Here is an 18236-nt window from a genome sequence, read left to right on the forward strand (position 1 = left end):
ATATTTGCCGCTCATTTGCTATTCGGGTCACAAGATCGACTCGCAATGCCGCGCGGGATAGTAACGGAATAGTGACGGTGGCTTGACCATCACTACAGGCGGCGTGTCTAATCACAGACATGTCATTCCGGGTCGCGCGGGAAGTACAAGGCGCGTACGGAAACTCGAACGGATGTTCGAATTGGAATGGCAGGCTCGGGGAAGTCCGCGAGACAACGTCGCGGAGTTTGGCCGTCGGCATGCGCGTTGATCGACGGAAATGAATTCTTTCTGCGCTAACACACAGTGAGGAGGCGGAGCGATGGCCGATGATCTGGCCCCGGCCGGCATTCCGGTGGGTGTATCGCGAACCGATTCCACAGCAGGCGCAGCACGAGGCGTCGCTGTTGACAACGGCTGGTCCGGACCTGATCGGAGTGAGCGTGAATCGACACCCCGGCTCAGCCTGATCGTGACCGGTTTCGACGAGATGTTCGGCTCCATCGAAGAACAATGGCAAGAACGCGCACTGTGCGCGGAGACAGACCCGGAGGCCTTCTTCCCGGAGAAGGGTGGCTCCACCCGCGAGGCCAAACGCATCTGCATGGGATGCGAGGTCCGTGACGAATGCCTGGAATACGCGCTCGCGCACGATGAGCGCTTCGGAATCTGGGGCGGCCTGTCGGAGCGGGAGCGCCGGCGCCTCAAGCGCGGTATCGGCTGACGACACCGCTCGCGTCGGTGCGCCCCGGAGTATGTGGCCGGGGCGGGCCGTCGCGATCGGCGCTCACTGACTAACGTTCATGGTCATGGCACGATCCCGCAACCGCAGACCCCCGACCGCCCGGTCGGTCAGCCGTCGCGGCCGCGGTGTCCGCGGACCGATGCTGCCGCCGACCGTCCCGGCCTGGCGCACCAGGGGCCAGAAATTCGACCGGCTGGTACTGGAAGCCTTCGCCCCCCTGGACACCCGCTGGCACGATCGGCTCACCAAACTCGATATCGCCGTCGACGACGTACCCAAAATACGTCCACTGCACCCGGATTCGGTCACCTGGCCGGACGAGGTCGTCGCCGACGGCCCGGTCCCGCTGTCCCGGCTCATCCCCGCCGGCGTCGACCGGCACGGCACCCCCATCCGCGCCCGGGTGGTGCTGTTCCGTAAACCCCTCGAACTGCGCGCCGGCGATCCGGAGGACCTCGTGGAACTGCTGCGCGAAGTACTGGTCCAGCAGATCGCCACCTACCTCGGCGTCGACCCGGATGTCATAGACCCGGACCCGGAATAGGGCTGTCGACGGCGCCCCACCTTCCGGGCCCGTGGATCGGCCGGGCCAACGAGCCGCATCCGACCGAACCCCGGAGGTGAGGGGCGGGCTCGCTTGCGAAGGCGAGGGTGTGGACTCACTCGCGAAGGTGAGGGTGTGAACTGCTCGCAAAGGTGCTGTGTTTTGGCGGCGCCTTCGGCGCCGCGGGGTCGAGGCCCCCTTGGTCTCGCCGTTTCGGCCTCGGGACCCGAGCTACGCTCATGCGCTTTCGAGGCCGAAACGGCGAGACGGGCCTCAACCCGTTGAGGTTGTCTCGCAAAACTCGACACATACGGGTTGCGTCGGCATTCGATGACCGGATCGGATGCCGATTCGTTCGAATCGGAGGCCGACTCCACCACCCCGCGGGCCTGACATCCGATCGCCTTCACGAACAGCAGCGCCCGCTCGGTGCCGAGTTTACGCGGCCCTGAAAGGGTCGAGGCCCGTCCCGCCGGAGGCGGGGCAAATAGACACGAATCACACTGCGGCGCGCCGTATGCGAGTGGATCCATGAGCGTGTCTACCCCACTCGCGTCGGTGCGGCGGGTTACGCTCATCGACGTGATCTCCATGCGTCGTTGCTGCCGCCCCGGCTGCAAGAATCCGGCCGTCGCGACGCTGACCTATGTCTACTCGGACTCCACCGCGGTGGTGGGCCCGCTGGCGACGGTGGCCGAACCTCATTCCTGGGACCTCTGCGGAACCCACGCCTCCCGGATCACCGCCCCCAAGGGCTGGGATATGGTCCGGCACGAAGGCGGCTTCTCCACCAGCCCCGACGACGACGATCTGACCGCCCTCGCCGAGGCCGTCCGCGAGGCCGGGCTACGCCGCCGCCCGCCGGAACCCGACCAGCGCGGCTACCGCGACCACACCCCGCCGCCCCGCCCGACCCGTACCGGCCGCCGCGGCCACCTGCGCGTACTCCCCGATCCCCCCAGCTGAGCTGCGCTTATCGGCGGCGACTCCGACGCCGCAAACATAAGCATTAGGGTAGTCGCCATGACAGTCGCCCGCCCTGCCGAGTCCGTGAACGCGGTGATCAAGGCCTACGACATTCGCGGTGTGGTCTCCGACCAGCTCGATACCGATTTCGTCCGGGACACCGGTGCCGCGTTCGCCCGGTTGATGCGGGGTGAGCAGGCACGGCGCATTGTCGTCGGGCACGATATGCGCGCCTCGTCTCCCGAGCTGGTGGCGGCGTTCGCCGAGGGGGTGCTCGCCCAAGGACTCGATGTGGTCCATATCGGGCTGGCGTCCACCGATGAGCTGTATTTCGCCTCGGGCCGACTCGACTGCCCGGGCGCCATGTTCACGGCGAGCCACAATCCGGCCCGTTACAACGGCATCAAACTGTGCCGTCCGCGAGCGCTGCCGGTCGGTCAGGACACCGGTCTGGCGGCCATCGCCGCGGAGTTGATCTCCGGCGTACCCGGGTACGACGGTGAGCCCGGTGGCGCCACCGAGATCGATCTGCTCGACGACTACGCCGCGTTCCTACGCGACCTGGTGGATCTGGCCGGTATCCGGCCGCTGACCGTGGCGGTGGACGCCGGCAACGGGATGGGCGGGCATACCGTCCCCGCCGTACTCGGCGCACTGCCGCAGGTCACGGTCGTACCGCTGTACTTCGAGCTGGACGGCAGCTTCCCCAACCACGAGGCCAATCCCCTCGATCCGAAGAACCTGGTGGATCTGCAGGCACTGGTCCGCGATTCGGGCGCCGATATCGGGTTGGCCTTCGACGGCGACGCCGATCGCTGCTTCGTGGTCGACGAACAGGGGGATCCCGTCTCGCCGTCGGCCATCACGGCGCTGGTCGCCGAACGGGAGCTCGCCAAGGAGCCCGGGGCCACCATCATCCACAATCTGATCACTTCCCGATCGGTACCGGAGCTGGTGGCCGAGCTGGGCGGCAATCCGGTGCGGTCGCGGGTGGGCCATTCGTTCATCAAACAGCTGATGGCCAGCTCCGGCGCCGTCTTCGGCGGGGAGCACTCCGCCCACTATTATTTCCGGGATTTCTGGGGCGCCGATTCCGGCATGCTGGCCGCTCTGCACGTACTGGCGGCCCTGGGCGAGGACAAGCGGCCCGTGTCGGAGCTGATGGCCTCCTACACGGCCTACGCCGCTTCCGGCGAGATCAACTCGACCGTCGACGACGCGGCCGCGCGGACCGGCGCCGTGCTCGACGAGTTCGCCGGGCGCGCGGTCTCGGTGGACCGGCTCGACGGTGTCACGGTGCAACTACCGGACCATGCCTGGTTCAACCTGCGCGCCTCCAATACCGAACCGCTGCTACGACTCAACGTCGAAGCCAGGTCGCAGGAGGAAGTAGACGCACTCGTGACCGAGATCCTGCGCATCGTCCGCGCCTGACTGGAATAGTGGAAATACACACCGTGGATTCGCCCGTTCCAGACCCGGTGTCCACAACGCGGGCGGTCGCGGCCGAGACCGACAACAGCGCGATGAGGGGAGGTGCCACGCCCGATGATCGCTGACACCCCGGTACTCGATCTGGACGATGCCGCAATGCTCGAAGCCGCCGATACCGGCGGCGCCCTCCGGTCGGCCGCGTCCGGTGGTGCCCAGGTGCGTGCCACCGCGGCAGCCGTGGCGGAAGGGGCGCTCACCCGGCTCGACGGTTTGCGCCCGCGGAGTCTGCTGCTGGTCTCCGGCCCCGGACGGGCCACCCGGGCCGCCGCACTGCTCGTCGCGACTCTCGGCGACCGGACCGGTCTGCCGCTGGTCCAGGTCACCACGGTACCCTCCTGGGCCGGCCCACTGGACGTGGTGCTGGTGGCCGGCGACGACGCCGGCGATCCACGGCTCATCGACGCCGTCGACCGGGCGCTGCGCCGCGGCGCGGAGGTGGTCGTGGCGGCACCGGACGAAGGTCCGCTGCGCGCCGCCGCGGCCGGGCGGGCCGCGCTGCTCGCGCCCCGCATCCCAGTACTCGACGAGAACCGGCTGCTGCGCTATCTCGGCATCGGAATCGCGGTCCTGCAGGCCATCGACGGGCATCGCAGCGCCACATTCCTGCCCGAACTGGCCGAACTGGCCGATGTCCTCGACACCGAGGCCCTGCGCGACGGCCCGCAGCACGAGGTCTTCCACAATCCCGCCAAGAATTTGGCCGCGCGGACCCAACAGCGCGGACTCATCCTCGCCGGCGACAGCGAAGCCACCACCGGGCTCGCGCTGCACGCGGCCGAGGTGCTGCTGCAATCGGCCGGCCGCACCGCGACCGCGGTGGATCTCGCTGTCGCGGTGACCGCGCTACCCCGTCTGGTGAACGCCGCCACCGCGGCCGCACCCGACTACGATCCGCTGTTCCACGACGAGCAACTCGACGGTCCGCCGCCGGTGGAGAAGAAGCGGATCTTCTTGTGCAGCACCGATTCCGATCTCATGGCGGCGCGCCGCCGGATCGCGGTATTCGGTGGAGCGGGCGGCGGCACCGTGGACGCCGACCTGGTCACCGCGGAACTCGAAGCGATTCCCGCCGACCCAGCCCGCGCCGGGTCGGCGGACCCCCAACCGGTACCCACACCGATCGGTGGTGAACTGGACCGTCTCGCGGTACTCGCGTTGCGCTGGGAGATGGCAGCGGCCTATCTGCGGCTCATCGGCGGCCGGGCGATCGCGGCGAGCGATCCGGACAGCTACGACGGGGGACACTACTAGTGCACGAACTCGTGGGTGCGCTGCGCTCGTACGCCTGGGGCTCACGCACCGCGCTCGCCGAACTCTGCGGACGCCAGGTCCCGTCGGCACACCCGGAAGCGGAACTGTGGTTCGGTGCCCATCCCGCCGACCCGGCCTATCTGCGCATCGACGACGGCACCCGGTCGCTGCTGGAGGCGGTGTCGGAGAATCCGGACGAGGAACTCGGCGCGGCCGCCGCGCGGTTCGGTGACCGGCTGCCGTTCCTGCTGAAGATCCTGGCCGCCGAGGAACCGCTGTCGCTCCAAGCGCATCCGAGCGCGGAACAGGCACGGTCCGGGTTCGCCCGGGAGAACCGCACCCAGGTACCGCTCGACTCCCCGATGCGCAACTACCGCGACGACAGCCACAAACCCGAACTGGTGGTCGCGCTGGAAAGGTTCGAGGCACTCGCCGGATTCCGCGACCCACTGCGCACGGTGGATCTCTTCCGGGCCCTGGAGGTCGCCGAACTCACCCAGTACGCCGACCTGCTTGCCGCACAACCCGATTCCGATGGCCTGCGGACGCTGTTCACCAGCTGGATCACCCTCCCGCCGAACGTACTGGACACTCTGCTGCCGACCGTGCTGGACGGCTGCGTGCGATACCTGTCCAGTTCCGAACGGGAATTCGCCGCCGAAGCCCGCACCACGCTGGAACTGGCCGAAGCCTATCCCGGTGACGCCGGTGTGCTGGCCGCGATGCTGCTGAACCGGATCACCCTGCAGCCCGGTCAGGGCCTGTTCCTCGCCGCCGGGAATCTGCACGCCTACCTGCACGGCGTGGCGGTGGAGATCATGGCCAACTCCGACAATGTGCTGCGCGGCGGGCTCACCCCCAAACACGTCGACGTTCCGGAGCTGCTGAAAGTGCTGGACTTCGAACCGATCGACCTGCCCCTGGTCCTCCCCCAGCCCGCCGGTGACGGTTCCGTCCGTTATGACACCCCGGCCCCCGAATTCGCGCTGCGCCGTTTCGACCTCACCGCCGGATCCGCCCTCGTGCCGCTGACCGACGCGGGCCCGGGCATCGTGCTCTGCACAGCCGGTTCGGCCCGCCTACTGGACGGCGATTCGAAGGTCACCCTGGCCCGCGGCTCGGCCGCGTGGATTTCGGCGACGGACAAGGATATTCGCGCCCAGGCCACCGACGAACCCGCCACCTTGTTCTGCGCCTGCGTCGGCGCCGTTTAGTTGGCGCCGCCTGCGGCGTCGCGGATTCGAGGCCCCCTTGTGTCTCGCCGTTTCGGGGTGTCTCGCAACACTCGACGCATGCGGTTGCGTCGGCATTCGATGTCCGGGTCGGATGCCGACTCGACCGTCCGGCCGGCCTGGCATCTGATCGCCTTCACGAATACCCGGACCCTCTCGGTGCCGAGTTCACGAGGCCCTGAAAGGGTCGAGGCCCGTCCCGCCCTCGGCCGAGGGCGCTCAAACGGCCGCACTCTATGAACCGGCCCACCGCACATTGCATGCGCCGCAGGCGCGAGTCCCGAGGACTGAACGGCGGGACCTTCGGGGGCCTCGACCCCGCGGCGCCGGAGGCGCCGCCATCCAACACAGCATAGGCTGTGGCGCGGCGTGGCTTCGGACCAATGGTTCGGGCATCGGAGTAGCAGGAGGGTGGCGGATGTCGGCTGGTGGAAGTAAGCGGGCGATTCTTGCCGCGTTGTCGGCGAATGCCGGGATCGCGGTGGCCAAGTTCGTGGGTGCCGCGATCACCGGGTCGGCGTCGATGCTGGCGGAGGGCGTGCACTCGGTCGCCGATACCGCCAACCAGGGTTTGCTGCTGTTCGGGCAGAACCGGGCCGAGCAGCAGGCCGATGAACTGCATCCGTTCGGGTACGGGCGTAGCCGTTATTTCTATTCGTTCGTGGTGGCGCTGGTGCTGTTCACGCTGGGTTCGGTGTATGCCCTCTACGAGGGTGTGCACAAGATCCAGCATCCGGAGGAGTTGAGTTCGCCGATCGTGGCCGTGGTGATCCTGGTGATCGCTATCGCGTTGGAGAGCTACAGTTTCCGCACCGCGGTGAAGGAGTCGGCGCCGCTGAAAGGGCGGGCGAGCTGGTGGCAGTTCATTCGTAATTCGCGGAGCCCGGAGTTGCCGGTGGTGCTACTGGAGGACACCGGCGCGTTGATCGGTCTGGTTTTCGCGCTCGGTGGTGTGGGACTCACGATGGTGACCGGCGATCCGGTGTGGGACGGGGTGGGCACGCTGGCGATCGGTGGCCTGCTGGGTGTGATCGCGATCGTGTTGATCATCGAGATGCAGAGTCTGCTGATCGGTGAGGGCGCGACTCCCGAGGAGGACCGGGCGATTCGCGAGAACCTGGTGGACGGGACCACCATCGACCGCCTGATCCATATCAAGACCCAGTATCTGGGCCCGGAGGAGCTGCTGGTGGCGGCGAAGGTCGCGGTGACGCCGGGGCTGGATATCGCGCAGATCGCGGCGGGTATCGATGCGGCGGAGAGCCGGGTGCGGGCGGCGGTCCCGGCCGCGCGGATCATCTATCTGGAACCGGACCTGTATCGGGAGATCGTGCGCGAGGCCTAGGTCGCCGGATCCGGCGCGATGTCCGCGGCGAGCAGCCGGTAGGGGTCGGTGCGGTCGCCGAAGACCGTGCGCAGCGCGTGCCGGGCGGCGTGTAGGCCGCTCATACCGTGGACGCCGCCGCCGGGCGGGGTCGCCGAGGAACACAGGTACACCCCGGGCAGCCCGGTGCCGTACGGATTCCAGCGCGGTACCGGGCGGAAAACGGTTTGCGCGAGGGTCATCGCTCCCGCGTTGATATCGCCACCGACATAGTTGGCGTTGTATGCGGGCATTTCGGCGGCCGTCCGTACATGTTTCGCGAGGACGAGGTCGCGGAAGCCGGGGGCGAATCGTTCGATCTGACCGGCCACGAGTTCGCTTACGTCACGGTCGGAGCCGTGCGGTACGTGGGCGTAGGCATAGAGGGTGTGCTGTCCGGCAGGGGCCCGGGTCGGGTCGACCACGCCGGGCTGGATGACCAGGGTGAAGGGGCGGTCGGTGTGGATTCCGGCGGCTACCGCGTGTTCGGCGGCCATCGCTTCGGCCCGGCTGCCGACCAGATGCAGGGTCCCGGCTTCGGCGCATCCGGGTGCCTGCCACGGCACCGGCCCCGACAGTGCGAAATCCACCTTGCAGGAACCGCCGCCGTAGCGGTAACGGTCGAGCCGGCGGCGATATCCGGCGGGGAGGCGGTCGCCGGCGATCCGGAGCAATTCGGCCGGGGCGATATCGCAGAGCACCGCGCGCGCGGTCGGGAATTCGGCCAGGGAGTCCACCCGATGGCCGGTGTACAGCCGCCCGCCGCGCCGGCGCAGATCGGCGGCCAGCGCGTCCATGATCGCCTGGCTGCCGCCGCGCGGCACCGGCCAGCCGACCGCGTGGGCGAGAGTGGCCAGCAGCAGTCCCGCGCCCACCGCGGGCAGCTGCCGGGGCGGGACGATAACGTGCTCGGCGACCCCGGTGAACAGCGCGGGCGCGATCCCGTCACGGAAACGGGTGTTCCAGAGCGGGGAGCCCTGTTCGAGCATGCGCAGGCCGAACCGGACGGTGGCGGGGCTGAAGGGGATATGCCGCATATCCGACATCGCCGTACGTACGACGTGCTGCCAGTCCCGGATCAACGGTGCGAACAGCGATCGCCAGGCCTTACCGTCGACTCCCAGTTCGTCGACTGTCCGCTCCAGGTCCCGCCACGCGATCCCGGCAGTACCGCCATCCAGTGGATGGGCATAGGACGCCACCGGGGTGAGCAGTTCGACCCCGTGCGCGGCGAGATCGAATGCCTGGAAGAAGGGGGAGGCCAGGGCCATGGGATGGGCGCCCGCGCATTCGTCGTGCCGGAACCCGGGCAGGGTCGTCTCCGCGGTCCGACAGCCGCCGCCCACGGTATCCGCGGCCTCGTACACCTCGACCTCGAGCCCCGCGGCGGCCATGGTCACCGCCGCCGCGAGGCCGTTGGGGCCAGAACCTACCACTACGACATCCGCCATCCCCCGATTGTGCCTTCTCGGACGGTTCAGGGTCGGACAGCCACCGCATCCACCTCGAACAGCATTGCCGGGAGCGCGAGGGCCGCGACGCCGGTCAGCGTCTGGACCGGCGGCCGGTCGCCCCAGATCTCGGCGATTTTCGCGCCGACCACGGCCAGTTTGTCCGGGCCGTGGTCGACGATATGGGTGCGCAGCTGAGCGATATCGGCGAAATCCAGGCCTACCGAACGCAGCGCGGTGCCCAGGTTGGCGAATGCCCGCTCCACTTGACCGGCGAAATCACCGGTTGTGGTGGCGCCCTGTCCGTCGGAATCGTATTGACCGGCGACGAACACCAGTTCGCCGCTGGTCACGGCCACATGGCTGTAGCCGAACGGGACCGGATCGTGCAGGCCGGCCGGATTGCTGATCTCGATGGACATATCGATTCTCCTCGATGCGATGACTCTTCGACAGCGATCCGACGATTCGCGCGCGCCGAGTGTGACATCACCGTCGCGGATCAGGCGATGGCCTGCCCGACCCGGGCGCGGGGACCGGTGTGGACCGGCAGGGTCTCGTAGCCGTGCAGGGTGTACAACTGCCGCCGCCGCGGCGTGCCGTCGAGCCGGAGGTCGGGAAACTGTTCGAAGAGCGCGCGCAAGGCGTGGGCCGCCTCCATCCGGGCCAGACTCGCACCGAGGCAGGCGTGGATACCGCTGCTGAAGCCGAGGTGTTCCTTGGCGTTGGGGCGGGTGATGTCGAAGCGGGCCGGCTCGGGGAACATCGCCGGATCGCGGTTGGCACCGGCCAGCGACAGCACCAGGGTCGTGCCCTCGCGCAACCGCTTACCCGCGATATCCACGTCGGCGCGCGCCAGCCGCGCGGTGGTCTGCACCGCGGGATCGAAACGCAGGATCTCCTCCACCGCACCGGGCCACAGCTCCGGTTCGTCCAGGAGGCGGGCGCGCTGCTCGGGATGTTCGAGCAGCAGCACAATACCTTTGGAGATGAGGTTGACCGTGGTCTCGAAACCCGCGCCCATCAGCAGGGTCGCCGACGCGCACAATTCGTGGGTGGACAGTTCGCCCTTGCGGACCAGGCTGGTGAGGATATCGTCGCCGGGTTCGGCGCGCAGCCGGTCGATATGGTCGAGCAGATAGTCCTGTACCGCTTCGGAGGAGCGCATGGCGCGTTCGTGGGCGCGCCAGGAGATCCCGATATCCAGCAGCGGACTGATGGCGTCACCCCAGCTCAGGAACATCTGTCGATCGCGGTCGGGAAACCCGAGCATTTCGGAGATGATGGCGATCGGCACCTGTGCGGCGAACCGGCCGACCAGGTCGGCCGGAGCGTCCTCGGGCAGGGCGGCGAGTAGTTCCTCGGTGACCGTGACGACCCGATCCCGCAGGCGGCCGATGGCCCGCGGAGTGAAGGCCGCCGCGACCGGTTTGCGCATCCGGGTGTGTTCGGGTTGGTCGATCATCAACATGGAGGGCGGATCGACGGGATTGGCCGGGATCGGGCGGCGCGCCAGGGCACGGCGGGCGAATCCGGGCAGGCGGACGAGCGCGGGCATACCCACCCCGAAGCGATTGTCCCGTAATACTTCCCGGACCACCGCGTGATCCATGGTGATCCACAGGGGCCCGGCGCGGTGTATTCCGCCCTCCCCGCGTAGTTCCTCGAGCAACGGGTACGGGTTCGTGATCCCCTCGGGTCCGCCGTTGAGGCGGGCGAACAGATCCCCCCGGCGCAGCTGCGCTTTCTTCGCGACGCGAATCAGCCCGTGCTGATTCACCCAGCGGAACACGTATTCCGGTTTCATTCCCACCCACTCCTGTCATGCCGACGGCTTCCCGGTGCCGCGCCCCCGGCGGCCCGGGCGGCGGCAGGTGGCGGCCGGCCGGTCCGGTCGCGTTCGATGTCCACCGGCACCGGAGTACCACCGCGTCGAACGCTACGGACCGTGCGGCGGCCGGGGAACCTGCCGGAGTCGGAAACTCCGGCCCTACCGTGGTAGGAGAGGACCCGTCACAGGATGCAGGTGACCCGTTCGGTTTCCACCCGCCGCTCCCGCAGCGCCGGGTCGGGATTGGCCACCTGTACCAGGGAGGCGCCCGCGGTGAGCACCGCGAGGTAGCCGTCGATCAATTCGGCGGGGGTATCCCAGGCGGCGCTGGAGAGCACCCGGTCGCCTTCGGTGAAGCCCTGCCGGGCAGCGGATTTTCGAGCCTCGGTGAGCACCTCCGAGACCGACATACCGTCGAGGGCCGCACCGGTGCCGCCGGGCAGGAACTGATCTCCGTGCACGCGGACCGCGGTCGCGTAGTCGGTGACCCCGATGGGCAGATCACGGACCGGCCCACCCATCGGGTCCAGCGACAATGCCGCAACCTCGGGCGCGTCCTCGGTCTCGGCCAGCCGGCCCGCGGCGGCGAAAACGAGTTCCGCGTCGGGGTCGGCGTGCAGTACCACCTCGGTTCCCGCCCACCAGCAGCCGAGCAGGACCGCCGCGGTCTGCCAGTGCGCGGGCAGCAGCACCGCGACCCGCGCGCCCGGGGTGAGCCCGAACTCGTCACGGATCAGATTGCCGGTTTTGGCGGCCCAGTTGGCGAGGGTGAGCCCGGACAGCTCGATCCGGGCGCCGGTCGCGTCGTCGTACCAGGTGACGCGGGGGGCGGCCGGTTCGCGGTCCAGAATCGGCTCGAGTACCGCTTCGGGAAGGGTCGTTGCCTGGTCTATGTCACGCATCGTCTGCTTTCGGCGCTCAATTCACACAGGTGGGTCCATCTTCGGCCGCCGCGATCGGCGGCGCGGGCGGTACCGGAGTGGCCGAGGTCGACGTAGAGCCGAAATCGATCACGTCTGCGCTACCGGATCCGGGGCCAGCGTAGTCGCTCGTCAGCACCACGCTCACCGCTCCCGTCGCAATCGACGGATCCGCGACGACGGGTACCCCGCCCAGCGCGGCCGCGACCGCTTTCGCGCCCGGATCCGACGCCGACGGAGCACGCACCTGACTCTGCGACACCGGCCCACCGTAATAGTTACCCACGGCCCCCCGGGTGTAACCGAGTCCGAGCAATTCCTGGGCGACCGAGTTCGCCAGACCCGAGATCGTGCTGGAGTTGTACACCGATACCTCGACATTCGCCGGGTTCACCTGCGGGGTGGCCGTCTCGGTCTCGGGCCGGCCGGTGGGTTCCTCCCCGACCAGCGCCGCGACATAGTCGCGTATCTCGTCGGGATCGACACGGACCACCGATTCCCCGTTGGTGGTGGTGCCGTTGAGATCGGCGACCGGAACGGTCTCGAAGGTGACCTCCCCGGCAGTGAGGTCCTGGAGCTGATTCAGGAAACCGATCAGATCCCAGCCCTCGTCGAGTACGACGGTGCGCCCCACCGCGTCGCTGAGTTCCCGCAACCGGCTCGGGTTGCTCAACGTATCGGCGCTCACGACCTGATGGACCAGCTGGGCCATGAACACCTGCTGGCGCACGATGCGATCCAGGTCGCCGCGTTCGAGATTGTGGCGCTGCCGCACGAAGCTCAGTGCCTGGGGACCGTCGAGCTTCTGCCGCCCACCCGGGAAATACGCCCCCGAGAGCGGTTCGTCGACCGCATGGCGTAGGCAGACGTCCACCCCGCCGACCGCATCGGTGAGTAGGACGAACCCGAGCAGCGAGACCTCGGCGTAGTGGTCGACGGTGATCCCGGTCAGCCCGGCCACCGATTCGATCAGTGCCTGGCGCCCGCGCTGGGTCGATTGTTCCTCGGCATCCTCCGCCGACACCCCCTCGGCGAGCAGATCGTCCTGCACGGTCTGTTTGGTGACCCCGTAGGCGGAATTGATCTTGCCTTTCCCCAGGCCCGGGATAGCGACGTAGGCGTCGCGGGGAATCGAGATGGCCGTGGCCGAGCGGCCGTCGTTGGGCACACGTACCAGCACGATGGTGTCGGTATTGGTACCTATCTCGTCACCGGCGTGCAGCATGGCCCGCTCGGCGTCGGTGAGCGGGTTGCCCTTGGCGTCGGTACGCGAATCCACACCGACGAGCAGGATGTCGACCGCGCCGTCGGTATGCCCGCCCAGGCCCAGATCGCTGATCCGCTCGATATTCGAGACCAGGGAATCCACCCCGCGCCAAGCGAACCCGGTCGCCACCAGCACCATCAGAGCAACTGATGCGACCAGGACCCGCACCGGGCTCCACAACGTCGGCTCCCCACGCTGCGCCACCTTGGACTTCCTCTCCCCTTACGGATCGGTCGAGGACCCCGACCCACTTCGCGTATGCCGTCGAAACACCTTCCGCACCACGCAGGCTAACCAACAGCAGCCCGGGTGACCCCGATTCGGCGACCGACGGCGTGCCAGACTGGGCCGGTGAACGCCGTTCTACCGCCCGCAACCGAAGTAGCCGACCGTCTCCTCGTCACCGGGGCGGGTGGTCAGGTGGGTGGTGAACTACTCCGGCGGATACCCGCTGCCCGTGCCTTCACCCGGTCCCGGCTCGACATCACCGATCGGGCAGCGGTGGAATCAGTGGTCCGTTCCGGCGATATCGTTCTCAATTGTGCCGCGTTCACCGCGGTCGACCGGGCCGAATCGGAGTCCGGAGCCGCCTTCGCCGCCAACGAGACCGGCCCGGCGGTATTGGCTGCGGCCTGCGCGCGCGCCGGCGCCCGGCTGATCCACCTCTCCACCGACTACGTCTTCCCCGGTACCGCCGAACGCCCCTACGAACCGTCCGATCCCACCGGGCCCACCACGGTATACGGCCGCTCCAAACTCGCCGGGGAACGCGCGGTGCGTGACCTGTGCCCGCAGGCCCAAATCGTGCGGACGGCCTGGGTGTACGCCGGGACCGGCACCGATTTCGTGGCCACCATGCGCCGGCTGGAAAAGGAACGCGACACCGTCTCCGTGGTGAACGACCAGATCGGCTCCCCCACCTTCGCCGCCGACCTCGCCGCCGGGCTGCTCGAACTGGCCGCGACACCCTCGGCACCTCCTGTGCTGCACGCCACGAACTCCGGCCGGGCCAGCTGGTACGACCTGGCCCGCGCGGTATTCGCCGGTATCGGCGCCGACCCCGAGCGGGTCCGGCCGTGCACCACCGCGGAATTTCCCCGGCCCGCCGCCCGGCCCGCTTTCTCCGTGCTGTCCGGGACCGCCTGGCGCGACGCCGGACTGACTCCTTTGCGCCCGTGGGAATCCGCGCTGACCGAGGCACTGAACCGGGCCGCCCGTTAGGGTGGTGCGCTGTGAGCGCTTCCGATACCCCGCACGACCGGCCACGTCTGGCCGTGGTCACGGTCACCTATTCGCCGGGCGAACATCTCGAGCATTTCATCAGCACGCTGGCCACGGCCACCGCGGAGAAGCCGCAGGTGATTTTGGCCGACAACGGCTCCACCGACGGCGTCCCCGAACTCGTGGCCGACGCCAACGCCCAGGTGCGTTTCCTACCGACCGGCGGCAATATCGGATACGGCGGCGCCATCAACCGGGCCGTCGCCGAACTCGACCCCGAACTCGAATACGTGCTGATCGCCAACCCGGATATCCGGTGGGGCAATGATTCCATCGACATCATGCTGGAGGCTGCCCAGCGATGGCCGCGGGCCGGCGCCATCGGGCCCATGGTCCGCGAACCCGACGGCAGCGTCTACCCCTCGGCCCGCTCGGTTCCCGGGATCCTGGACGGCGCGGGTCACGCGATCCTCGGCGCCGTCTGGAAGACCAACCCGTGGACCCGGCGCTACCGTCAGGAGAACGAGGAGATCTCCGAACGCACCGTCGGCTGGCTGTCCGGGTCGTGCCTGCTGGTGCGGCGCGCGGCGTTCGATTCGATCGAGGGATTCGATTCCCGGTACTTCATGTACATGGAGGACGTGGACTTCGGTGACCGGATGGGCCGGGCCGGCTGGCACAACGTCTTCGTACCCGACGCCGAGGTCACCCACGCCAAGGGGCACGCGGCCGGGCGCCACCCCGAGAAGATGCTGCCCGCCCACCACGCCAGCGCATACCGCTTCCAGGCCGACCGGCATCCGCACTGGTGGCAGGCCCCGCTGCGCTGGGCGCTGAAGGCCGGACTTGCGGTGCGCTGCCGGATTGCGGTTCGATCCGCTCTGCGTGCACGGGAGCGGGAGCAGGCCGGATAGCCGACCGACCGCCGCCGTGCCGGGTCGATGATCGGATGGGAACAAGGGAGCTCCATGGCATCACAAGCAGGCGCGGACGCAGTGATTCTGGTCGGCGGACAAGGGACACGGCTGCGGCCGCTGACCCTGTCGGCGCCCAAGCCGATGCTCCCGACGGCCGGGCTACCGTTCCTGACCCATCTGCTGGCCCGGATCGCGGCAGCGGGCATCACCCATGTGGTGCTCAGCACCTCCTACAAGGCCGAGGTCTTCGAGGAGTACTTCGGGGACGGCGCCGAATTCGGCCTCGAGCTCGAATACGTCACCGAAAGCGAACCGCTGGGGACCGGCGGCGGTATCCGCAATGTGCTGTCCCGGCTCACCGCGGACAATGTCATGGTGTTCAACGGTGACGTGCTCGGCGGCACCGACCTGACGTCCATCCTGGAGACCCACGAGAAGACCCGGGCCGACGTCACCCTGCACCTGGTGCGGGTGAGCGATCCGCGCGCCTTCGGCTGCGTGCCGACCGACGCCGACGGCCGGGTCACGGCCTTCCTGGAGAAGACCCAGGATCCGCCGACCGATCAGATCAATGCCGGCTGCTACGTCTTCCGGCGCGAATACATCGAGAAGATCCCGGCCGGGCGCCCGGTCTCGGTGGAGCGCGAAGTGTTCCCCGCGCTGCTCACCGAAGGCGCCCGTGTCCAAGGCCACGTCGACACTTCGTACTGGCGGGATATGGGCACACCGGAGGATTTCGTCCGGGGTTCCGCGGACCTGGTCCGCGGTATCGCCCCCTCCCCCGCGCTGCCCGGTCAGCGCGGCGAATCCCTCGTGCACGAAGGCGCCGGGATCGCCCCGGGCGCTCTGCTCATCGGCGGCACCGTGGTGGGCCGCGGCGCGGAAGTGGGCGCCGGTGCCCGCCTCGACGGCGCCATCCTGTTCGACGGTGCCAAAGTGGAGGCCGGAGCCACGGTGGAACGCTCCATCATCGGTTTCGGCGCCCGTATCGGCCCCCGCGCCCTGGTCCGCGACGGAGTGATCGGCGACGGTGCCAGCGTGGGTGCCCGCTGCGAACTGCTGCGCGGCGCCCGGGTGTGGCCGGGAGTGGAGATCCCCGACGGCGGGATCCGCTTCTCCACCGACGTGTAGTGATTACGCGAAGCCGACGGCGCGTTCCCCCCAGGCGGTGAGCAGGTCGCCCTCGGGGTCCGGCACCACTCGGTCGATCGAATCGATCAGCAGTGTGTCCCGCGATTCCGGATGGTAGGGGGGCCAGTGTTTCGATCCGTCCAGCGCGGCCGGGACACCGTGGGCGGCGAAGGCCAGCCAGCGGCGCATCATCCGGCCCGAGACCTCGGCGGCCTGTTTACGGCCGCCGAGCCAGAAGGTGGGGTCGTGGTCGAAGGTGCCGAAGTTGCCGAACACGTACGGCAGCTCGGTGGCGTGACCGGCGCCGACGCGGGCGGCCCGCAGCATGGGCGTGGCGTGGTCGAAGCGGTACATCCAGGTCCGTGAGTGCTGGGCGTGACCGTCGGCCACCCACAGGGCCGGCATCCGGAACGCCGCGTCGGTGGACATCGCCAGCGCACCCCGCGGCTTCGCCAGATCGGGGTACACCGCGGTGATCTCGGCGAGTCGTTCCGCGGTCAGCCCGGGATGCCCGGCTTGGACCTGTTCGAGCATGGCGTTCACCGCTTGCGGGGTCACCGGCATGATCGGCGACCGGAACAGCCGGAACAGCGACGCCTCGTCCTTGTTGGTGCCGATGATGAGCGGTACCCGGTGTGACCGCCCGTCCCGGAAGCGGTCGGTGGGATACCCGGGAAGCAGATCCTCGTCGACGACCGGGGCGGCGGCCAGGGTGCCAGGCGCCTGCAGCGGTACCTCGTCGATCAGGACCGCGGCGGCTCGCACGATCCGTTCGAGCGGGCATTCGAGCAGTTCGCCGATCCGGGCGCGGGGCAGGTCGATCAGTTCACGGAAACGTTCGGCCACCCCGGCCGCGCGTTCCTGCCCGTACACGGCGGTGGCGGGTGGGCTCTGCGCGATGGCGCGCTGGAACAGGCCGGCGGCCCGCGGCGCGGTGAGCAGCGCCGTGACACAGCCGGCCCCGGAGGATTCCCCGAAGAGGACCACATTGCCCGGGTCACCACCGAAGGCGCCGATATTGTCGCGCACCCATTCCAGCGCCGCGAGCTGGTCGAGCAGGCCCAGATTGGGAACGAACTCGTCGGACAGCGACGACAGGTCCAGGAACCCGAACGCGCCCACCCGGTAGTTCACCGTCACCACCACCACGTCACCGGTCTCGGCCAGGTGGCGACCGTCGTAGACGCCCTGGGCCGCGGAGCCGAGGCAGTACGCGCCGCCGTGCAGCCACACCATCACCGGCCGCGGCTCCTCCGACGCGGTGGCCGGCGCCCAGATATTGAGCCACAGGCAGTCCTCGCCCATGGTCAGCGAGCGGTCCATGGGCACCGTGTTGGCCATATCCTGCGGCGCGATCTGCCCGGCGACCAGACAGTCGCGGACGCCATCCCAGCGCTCCGGGGCCCGCGGCGGCCGAAACCTACGGGGTCCGGCGACTGCGGCGGCATACGGAACACCCCGCCAGACCGATACCGCGCCCTCCCGGCTACCCCGGACCGCACCGAACTGGGTCCGCGCCACCGGGCCGCCCTCGTCGCCCACCCCAGGCGTCACCTCGAAGCACTGGACGTTCATCACAGACCTCCTCTACCTGTGCATTCGAGGGTACGACCGAAGTGGTTACACTTCAGTTTCAAAAACGTCGCGTTGCATCGCGAAAATGGGCCGTCGGCCCGCTCTAGAATTCGGCCATGCCGAGTTACGAGTTCCGCTGCCGCAGCTGCGGCGACACTTTCGAGATCAACCGCCCGATGGCGCAGGCGTCGAATCCGGCCCGTTGCCCGCACGGCCACGACGACACGGTGAAATTGCTGACCACCTTCGCGACCACCGGCCGCGCGGCCGCCCCGGCCGTCGCCGCGACCGCCGCGCCTACCGGCGGTGGCTGCTGCGGCGGCGGTTGCTGCGCCTGATCCCGCGTCCC

General features: G+C 68.8%; 17 protein-coding genes. 11 read left to right on the top strand and 6 right to left on the bottom strand.

Annotated elements, in window-relative coordinates; genetic code table 11:
* Positions 1 to 469 precede the first annotated feature (469 nt).
* The 7 genes from ACQPYS_RS23885 to ACQPYS_RS23915 all read left to right on the top strand — a co-directional run bounded on the left by ACQPYS_RS23885 (position 470) and on the right by ACQPYS_RS23915 (position 7556).
* Positions 470 to 703, top strand: a complete 234-nt coding sequence (locus ACQPYS_RS23885; RefSeq protein WP_039826355.1) for a WhiB family transcriptional regulator — start codon at positions 470 to 472, stop codon at positions 701 to 703.
* A gap of 85 nt (positions 704 to 788) precedes the next feature.
* A complete protein-coding gene (locus ACQPYS_RS23890; protein ID WP_169811940.1) occupies positions 789 to 1268 on the top strand; it encodes a metallopeptidase family protein in 480 nt (159 codons plus the stop codon).
* A gap of 591 nt (positions 1269 to 1859) precedes the next feature.
* Complete coding sequence (locus tag ACQPYS_RS23895; RefSeq protein WP_084481536.1) at positions 1860 to 2234, top strand: DUF3499 domain-containing protein; 375 nt, start codon at positions 1860 to 1862, stop codon at positions 2232 to 2234.
* Between the two features lie 57 nt (positions 2235 to 2291).
* Positions 2292 to 3668, top strand: coding sequence for a phosphomannomutase/phosphoglucomutase (locus ACQPYS_RS23900; RefSeq protein ID WP_431941359.1), 1377 nt, complete (start codon positions 2292 to 2294; stop codon positions 3666 to 3668).
* 114 nt (positions 3669 to 3782) lie between these two features.
* Positions 3783 to 4979: a hypothetical protein gene (locus ACQPYS_RS23905; RefSeq protein WP_063039261.1), complete on the top strand. Its 1197-nt coding sequence runs from the start codon at positions 3783 to 3785 to the stop codon at positions 4977 to 4979.
* Positions 4979 to 6193 (top strand): mannose-6-phosphate isomerase, class I, encoded by a 1215-nt coding sequence (manA, locus tag ACQPYS_RS23910; protein ID WP_431941358.1) that lies wholly within the window; start codon positions 4979 to 4981, stop codon positions 6191 to 6193. The genes ACQPYS_RS23905 and manA overlap by 1 nt, the downstream gene beginning before the upstream one ends.
* Positions 6194 to 6629: 436 nt before the next feature.
* Positions 6630 to 7556 (top strand): cation diffusion facilitator family transporter, encoded by a 927-nt coding sequence (locus ACQPYS_RS23915; protein WP_431941357.1) that lies wholly within the window; start codon positions 6630 to 6632, stop codon positions 7554 to 7556.
* Here ACQPYS_RS23915 and ACQPYS_RS23920 read toward each other — a convergent pair.
* The 5 genes from ACQPYS_RS23920 to ACQPYS_RS23940 all read right to left on the bottom strand — a co-directional run bounded on the left by ACQPYS_RS23920 (position 7553) and on the right by ACQPYS_RS23940 (position 13181).
* Positions 7553 to 9025 carry a phytoene desaturase family protein gene (locus ACQPYS_RS23920; protein ID WP_433490876.1) on the bottom strand — a complete coding sequence of 491 codons (1473 nt, stop codon included), beginning with the start codon at positions 9023 to 9025 and terminating at the stop codon, positions 7553 to 7555. The two genes, ACQPYS_RS23915 and ACQPYS_RS23920, sit on opposite strands and share 4 nt — an antisense overlap.
* Before the next feature lie 26 nt (positions 9026 to 9051).
* Positions 9052 to 9447, bottom strand: a complete 396-nt coding sequence (locus ACQPYS_RS23925; protein WP_431941355.1) for a RidA family protein — start codon at positions 9445 to 9447, stop codon at positions 9052 to 9054.
* Between the two features lie 80 nt (positions 9448 to 9527).
* Positions 9528 to 10832: a cytochrome P450 gene (locus ACQPYS_RS23930; RefSeq protein WP_433490877.1), complete on the bottom strand. Its 1305-nt coding sequence runs from the start codon at positions 10830 to 10832 to the stop codon at positions 9528 to 9530.
* Between the two features lie 206 nt (positions 10833 to 11038).
* Complete coding sequence (locus ACQPYS_RS23935) at positions 11039 to 11758, bottom strand: TIGR03089 family protein (RefSeq protein ID WP_431941353.1); 720 nt, start codon at positions 11756 to 11758, stop codon at positions 11039 to 11041.
* A 16-nt stretch (positions 11759 to 11774) separates the two neighbouring features.
* Positions 11775 to 13181, bottom strand: coding sequence for an LCP family protein (locus ACQPYS_RS23940; protein WP_431941364.1), 1407 nt, complete (start codon positions 13179 to 13181; stop codon positions 11775 to 11777).
* Between the two features lie 213 nt (positions 13182 to 13394).
* On the opposite strand from ACQPYS_RS23940, the gene rfbD reads away from it, so the two are divergent.
* From rfbD to ACQPYS_RS23955, 3 genes are read left to right on the top strand one after another with little or no spacing between them, the layout of a single operon-like run.
* Positions 13395 to 14264 carry a dTDP-4-dehydrorhamnose reductase gene (gene rfbD, locus ACQPYS_RS23945; RefSeq protein WP_433490878.1) on the top strand — a complete coding sequence of 290 codons (870 nt, stop codon included), beginning with the start codon at positions 13395 to 13397 and terminating at the stop codon, positions 14262 to 14264.
* A gap of 11 nt (positions 14265 to 14275) precedes the next feature.
* Entirely contained in the window at positions 14276 to 15178 is a 903-nt protein-coding gene (locus ACQPYS_RS23950; RefSeq protein ID WP_431941351.1) for a glycosyltransferase family 2 protein, read from the top strand.
* A 54-nt stretch (positions 15179 to 15232) separates the two neighbouring features.
* Positions 15233 to 16312, top strand: a complete 1080-nt coding sequence (locus ACQPYS_RS23955; RefSeq protein ID WP_431941350.1) for a sugar phosphate nucleotidyltransferase — start codon at positions 15233 to 15235, stop codon at positions 16310 to 16312.
* Positions 16313 to 16315: 3 nt separating this feature from the next.
* Here the strand turns inward: ACQPYS_RS23955 and ACQPYS_RS23960 are convergent, their stop codons facing one another.
* Entirely contained in the window at positions 16316 to 17887 is a 1572-nt protein-coding gene (locus ACQPYS_RS23960) for a carboxylesterase/lipase family protein (RefSeq protein WP_433490879.1), read from the bottom strand.
* Between the two features lie 116 nt (positions 17888 to 18003).
* Here ACQPYS_RS23960 and ACQPYS_RS23965 point away from each other — a divergent pair, with 116 nt between their 5' ends.
* Positions 18004 to 18225: an FmdB family zinc ribbon protein gene (locus tag ACQPYS_RS23965; RefSeq protein WP_433490880.1), complete on the top strand. Its 222-nt coding sequence runs from the start codon at positions 18004 to 18006 to the stop codon at positions 18223 to 18225.
* Positions 18226 to 18236 lie beyond the last annotated feature (11 nt).

It is taken from the genome of Nocardia grenadensis (genome assembly GCF_050942415.1).
In the GTDB taxonomy this organism is placed as follows: domain Bacteria; phylum Actinomycetota; class Actinomycetes; order Mycobacteriales; family Mycobacteriaceae; genus Nocardia; species Nocardia grenadensis.

What these genes read in the sequence shown, in the direction of transcription:
- ACQPYS_RS23900 (WP_431941359.1), top strand. Translation starts at nt 2,292, where the DNA reads ATGACAGTCGCCCGCCCTGCCGAGTCCGTGAACGCGGTGATCAAGGCC.
- ACQPYS_RS23925 (WP_431941355.1), bottom strand. Translation starts at nt 9,447, where the DNA reads ATGTCCATCGAGATCAGCAATCCGGCCGGCCTGCACGATCCGGTCCCG.
- ACQPYS_RS23960 (WP_433490879.1), bottom strand. Translation starts at nt 17,887, where the DNA reads ATGAACGTCCAGTGCTTCGAGGTGACGCCTGGGGTGGGCGACGAGGGC.
- ACQPYS_RS23955 (WP_431941350.1), top strand. Translation starts at nt 15,233, where the DNA reads ATGGCATCACAAGCAGGCGCGGACGCAGTGATTCTGGTCGGCGGACAA.
- ACQPYS_RS23895 (WP_084481536.1), top strand. Translation starts at nt 1,860, where the DNA reads ATGCGTCGTTGCTGCCGCCCCGGCTGCAAGAATCCGGCCGTCGCGACG.
- ACQPYS_RS23890 (WP_169811940.1), top strand. Translation starts at nt 789, where the DNA reads ATGGCACGATCCCGCAACCGCAGACCCCCGACCGCCCGGTCGGTCAGC.
- ACQPYS_RS23930 (WP_433490877.1), bottom strand. Translation starts at nt 10,832, where the DNA reads ATGAAACCGGAATACGTGTTCCGCTGGGTGAATCAGCACGGGCTGATT.
- ACQPYS_RS23940 (WP_431941364.1), bottom strand. Translation starts at nt 13,181, where the DNA reads ATGGTGCTGGTGGCGACCGGGTTCGCTTGGCGCGGGGTGGATTCCCTG.
- ACQPYS_RS23920 (WP_433490876.1), bottom strand. Translation starts at nt 9,025, where the DNA reads ATGGCGGATGTCGTAGTGGTAGGTTCTGGCCCCAACGGCCTCGCGGCG.
- ACQPYS_RS23965 (WP_433490880.1), top strand. Translation starts at nt 18,004, where the DNA reads ATGCCGAGTTACGAGTTCCGCTGCCGCAGCTGCGGCGACACTTTCGAG.
- ACQPYS_RS23885 (WP_039826355.1), top strand. Translation starts at nt 470, where the DNA reads ATGTTCGGCTCCATCGAAGAACAATGGCAAGAACGCGCACTGTGCGCG.
- ACQPYS_RS23915 (WP_431941357.1), top strand. Translation starts at nt 6,630, where the DNA reads ATGTCGGCTGGTGGAAGTAAGCGGGCGATTCTTGCCGCGTTGTCGGCG.
- ACQPYS_RS23935 (WP_431941353.1), bottom strand. Translation starts at nt 11,758, where the DNA reads ATGCGTGACATAGACCAGGCAACGACCCTTCCCGAAGCGGTACTCGAG.
- ACQPYS_RS23905 (WP_063039261.1), top strand. Translation starts at nt 3,783, where the DNA reads ATGATCGCTGACACCCCGGTACTCGATCTGGACGATGCCGCAATGCTC.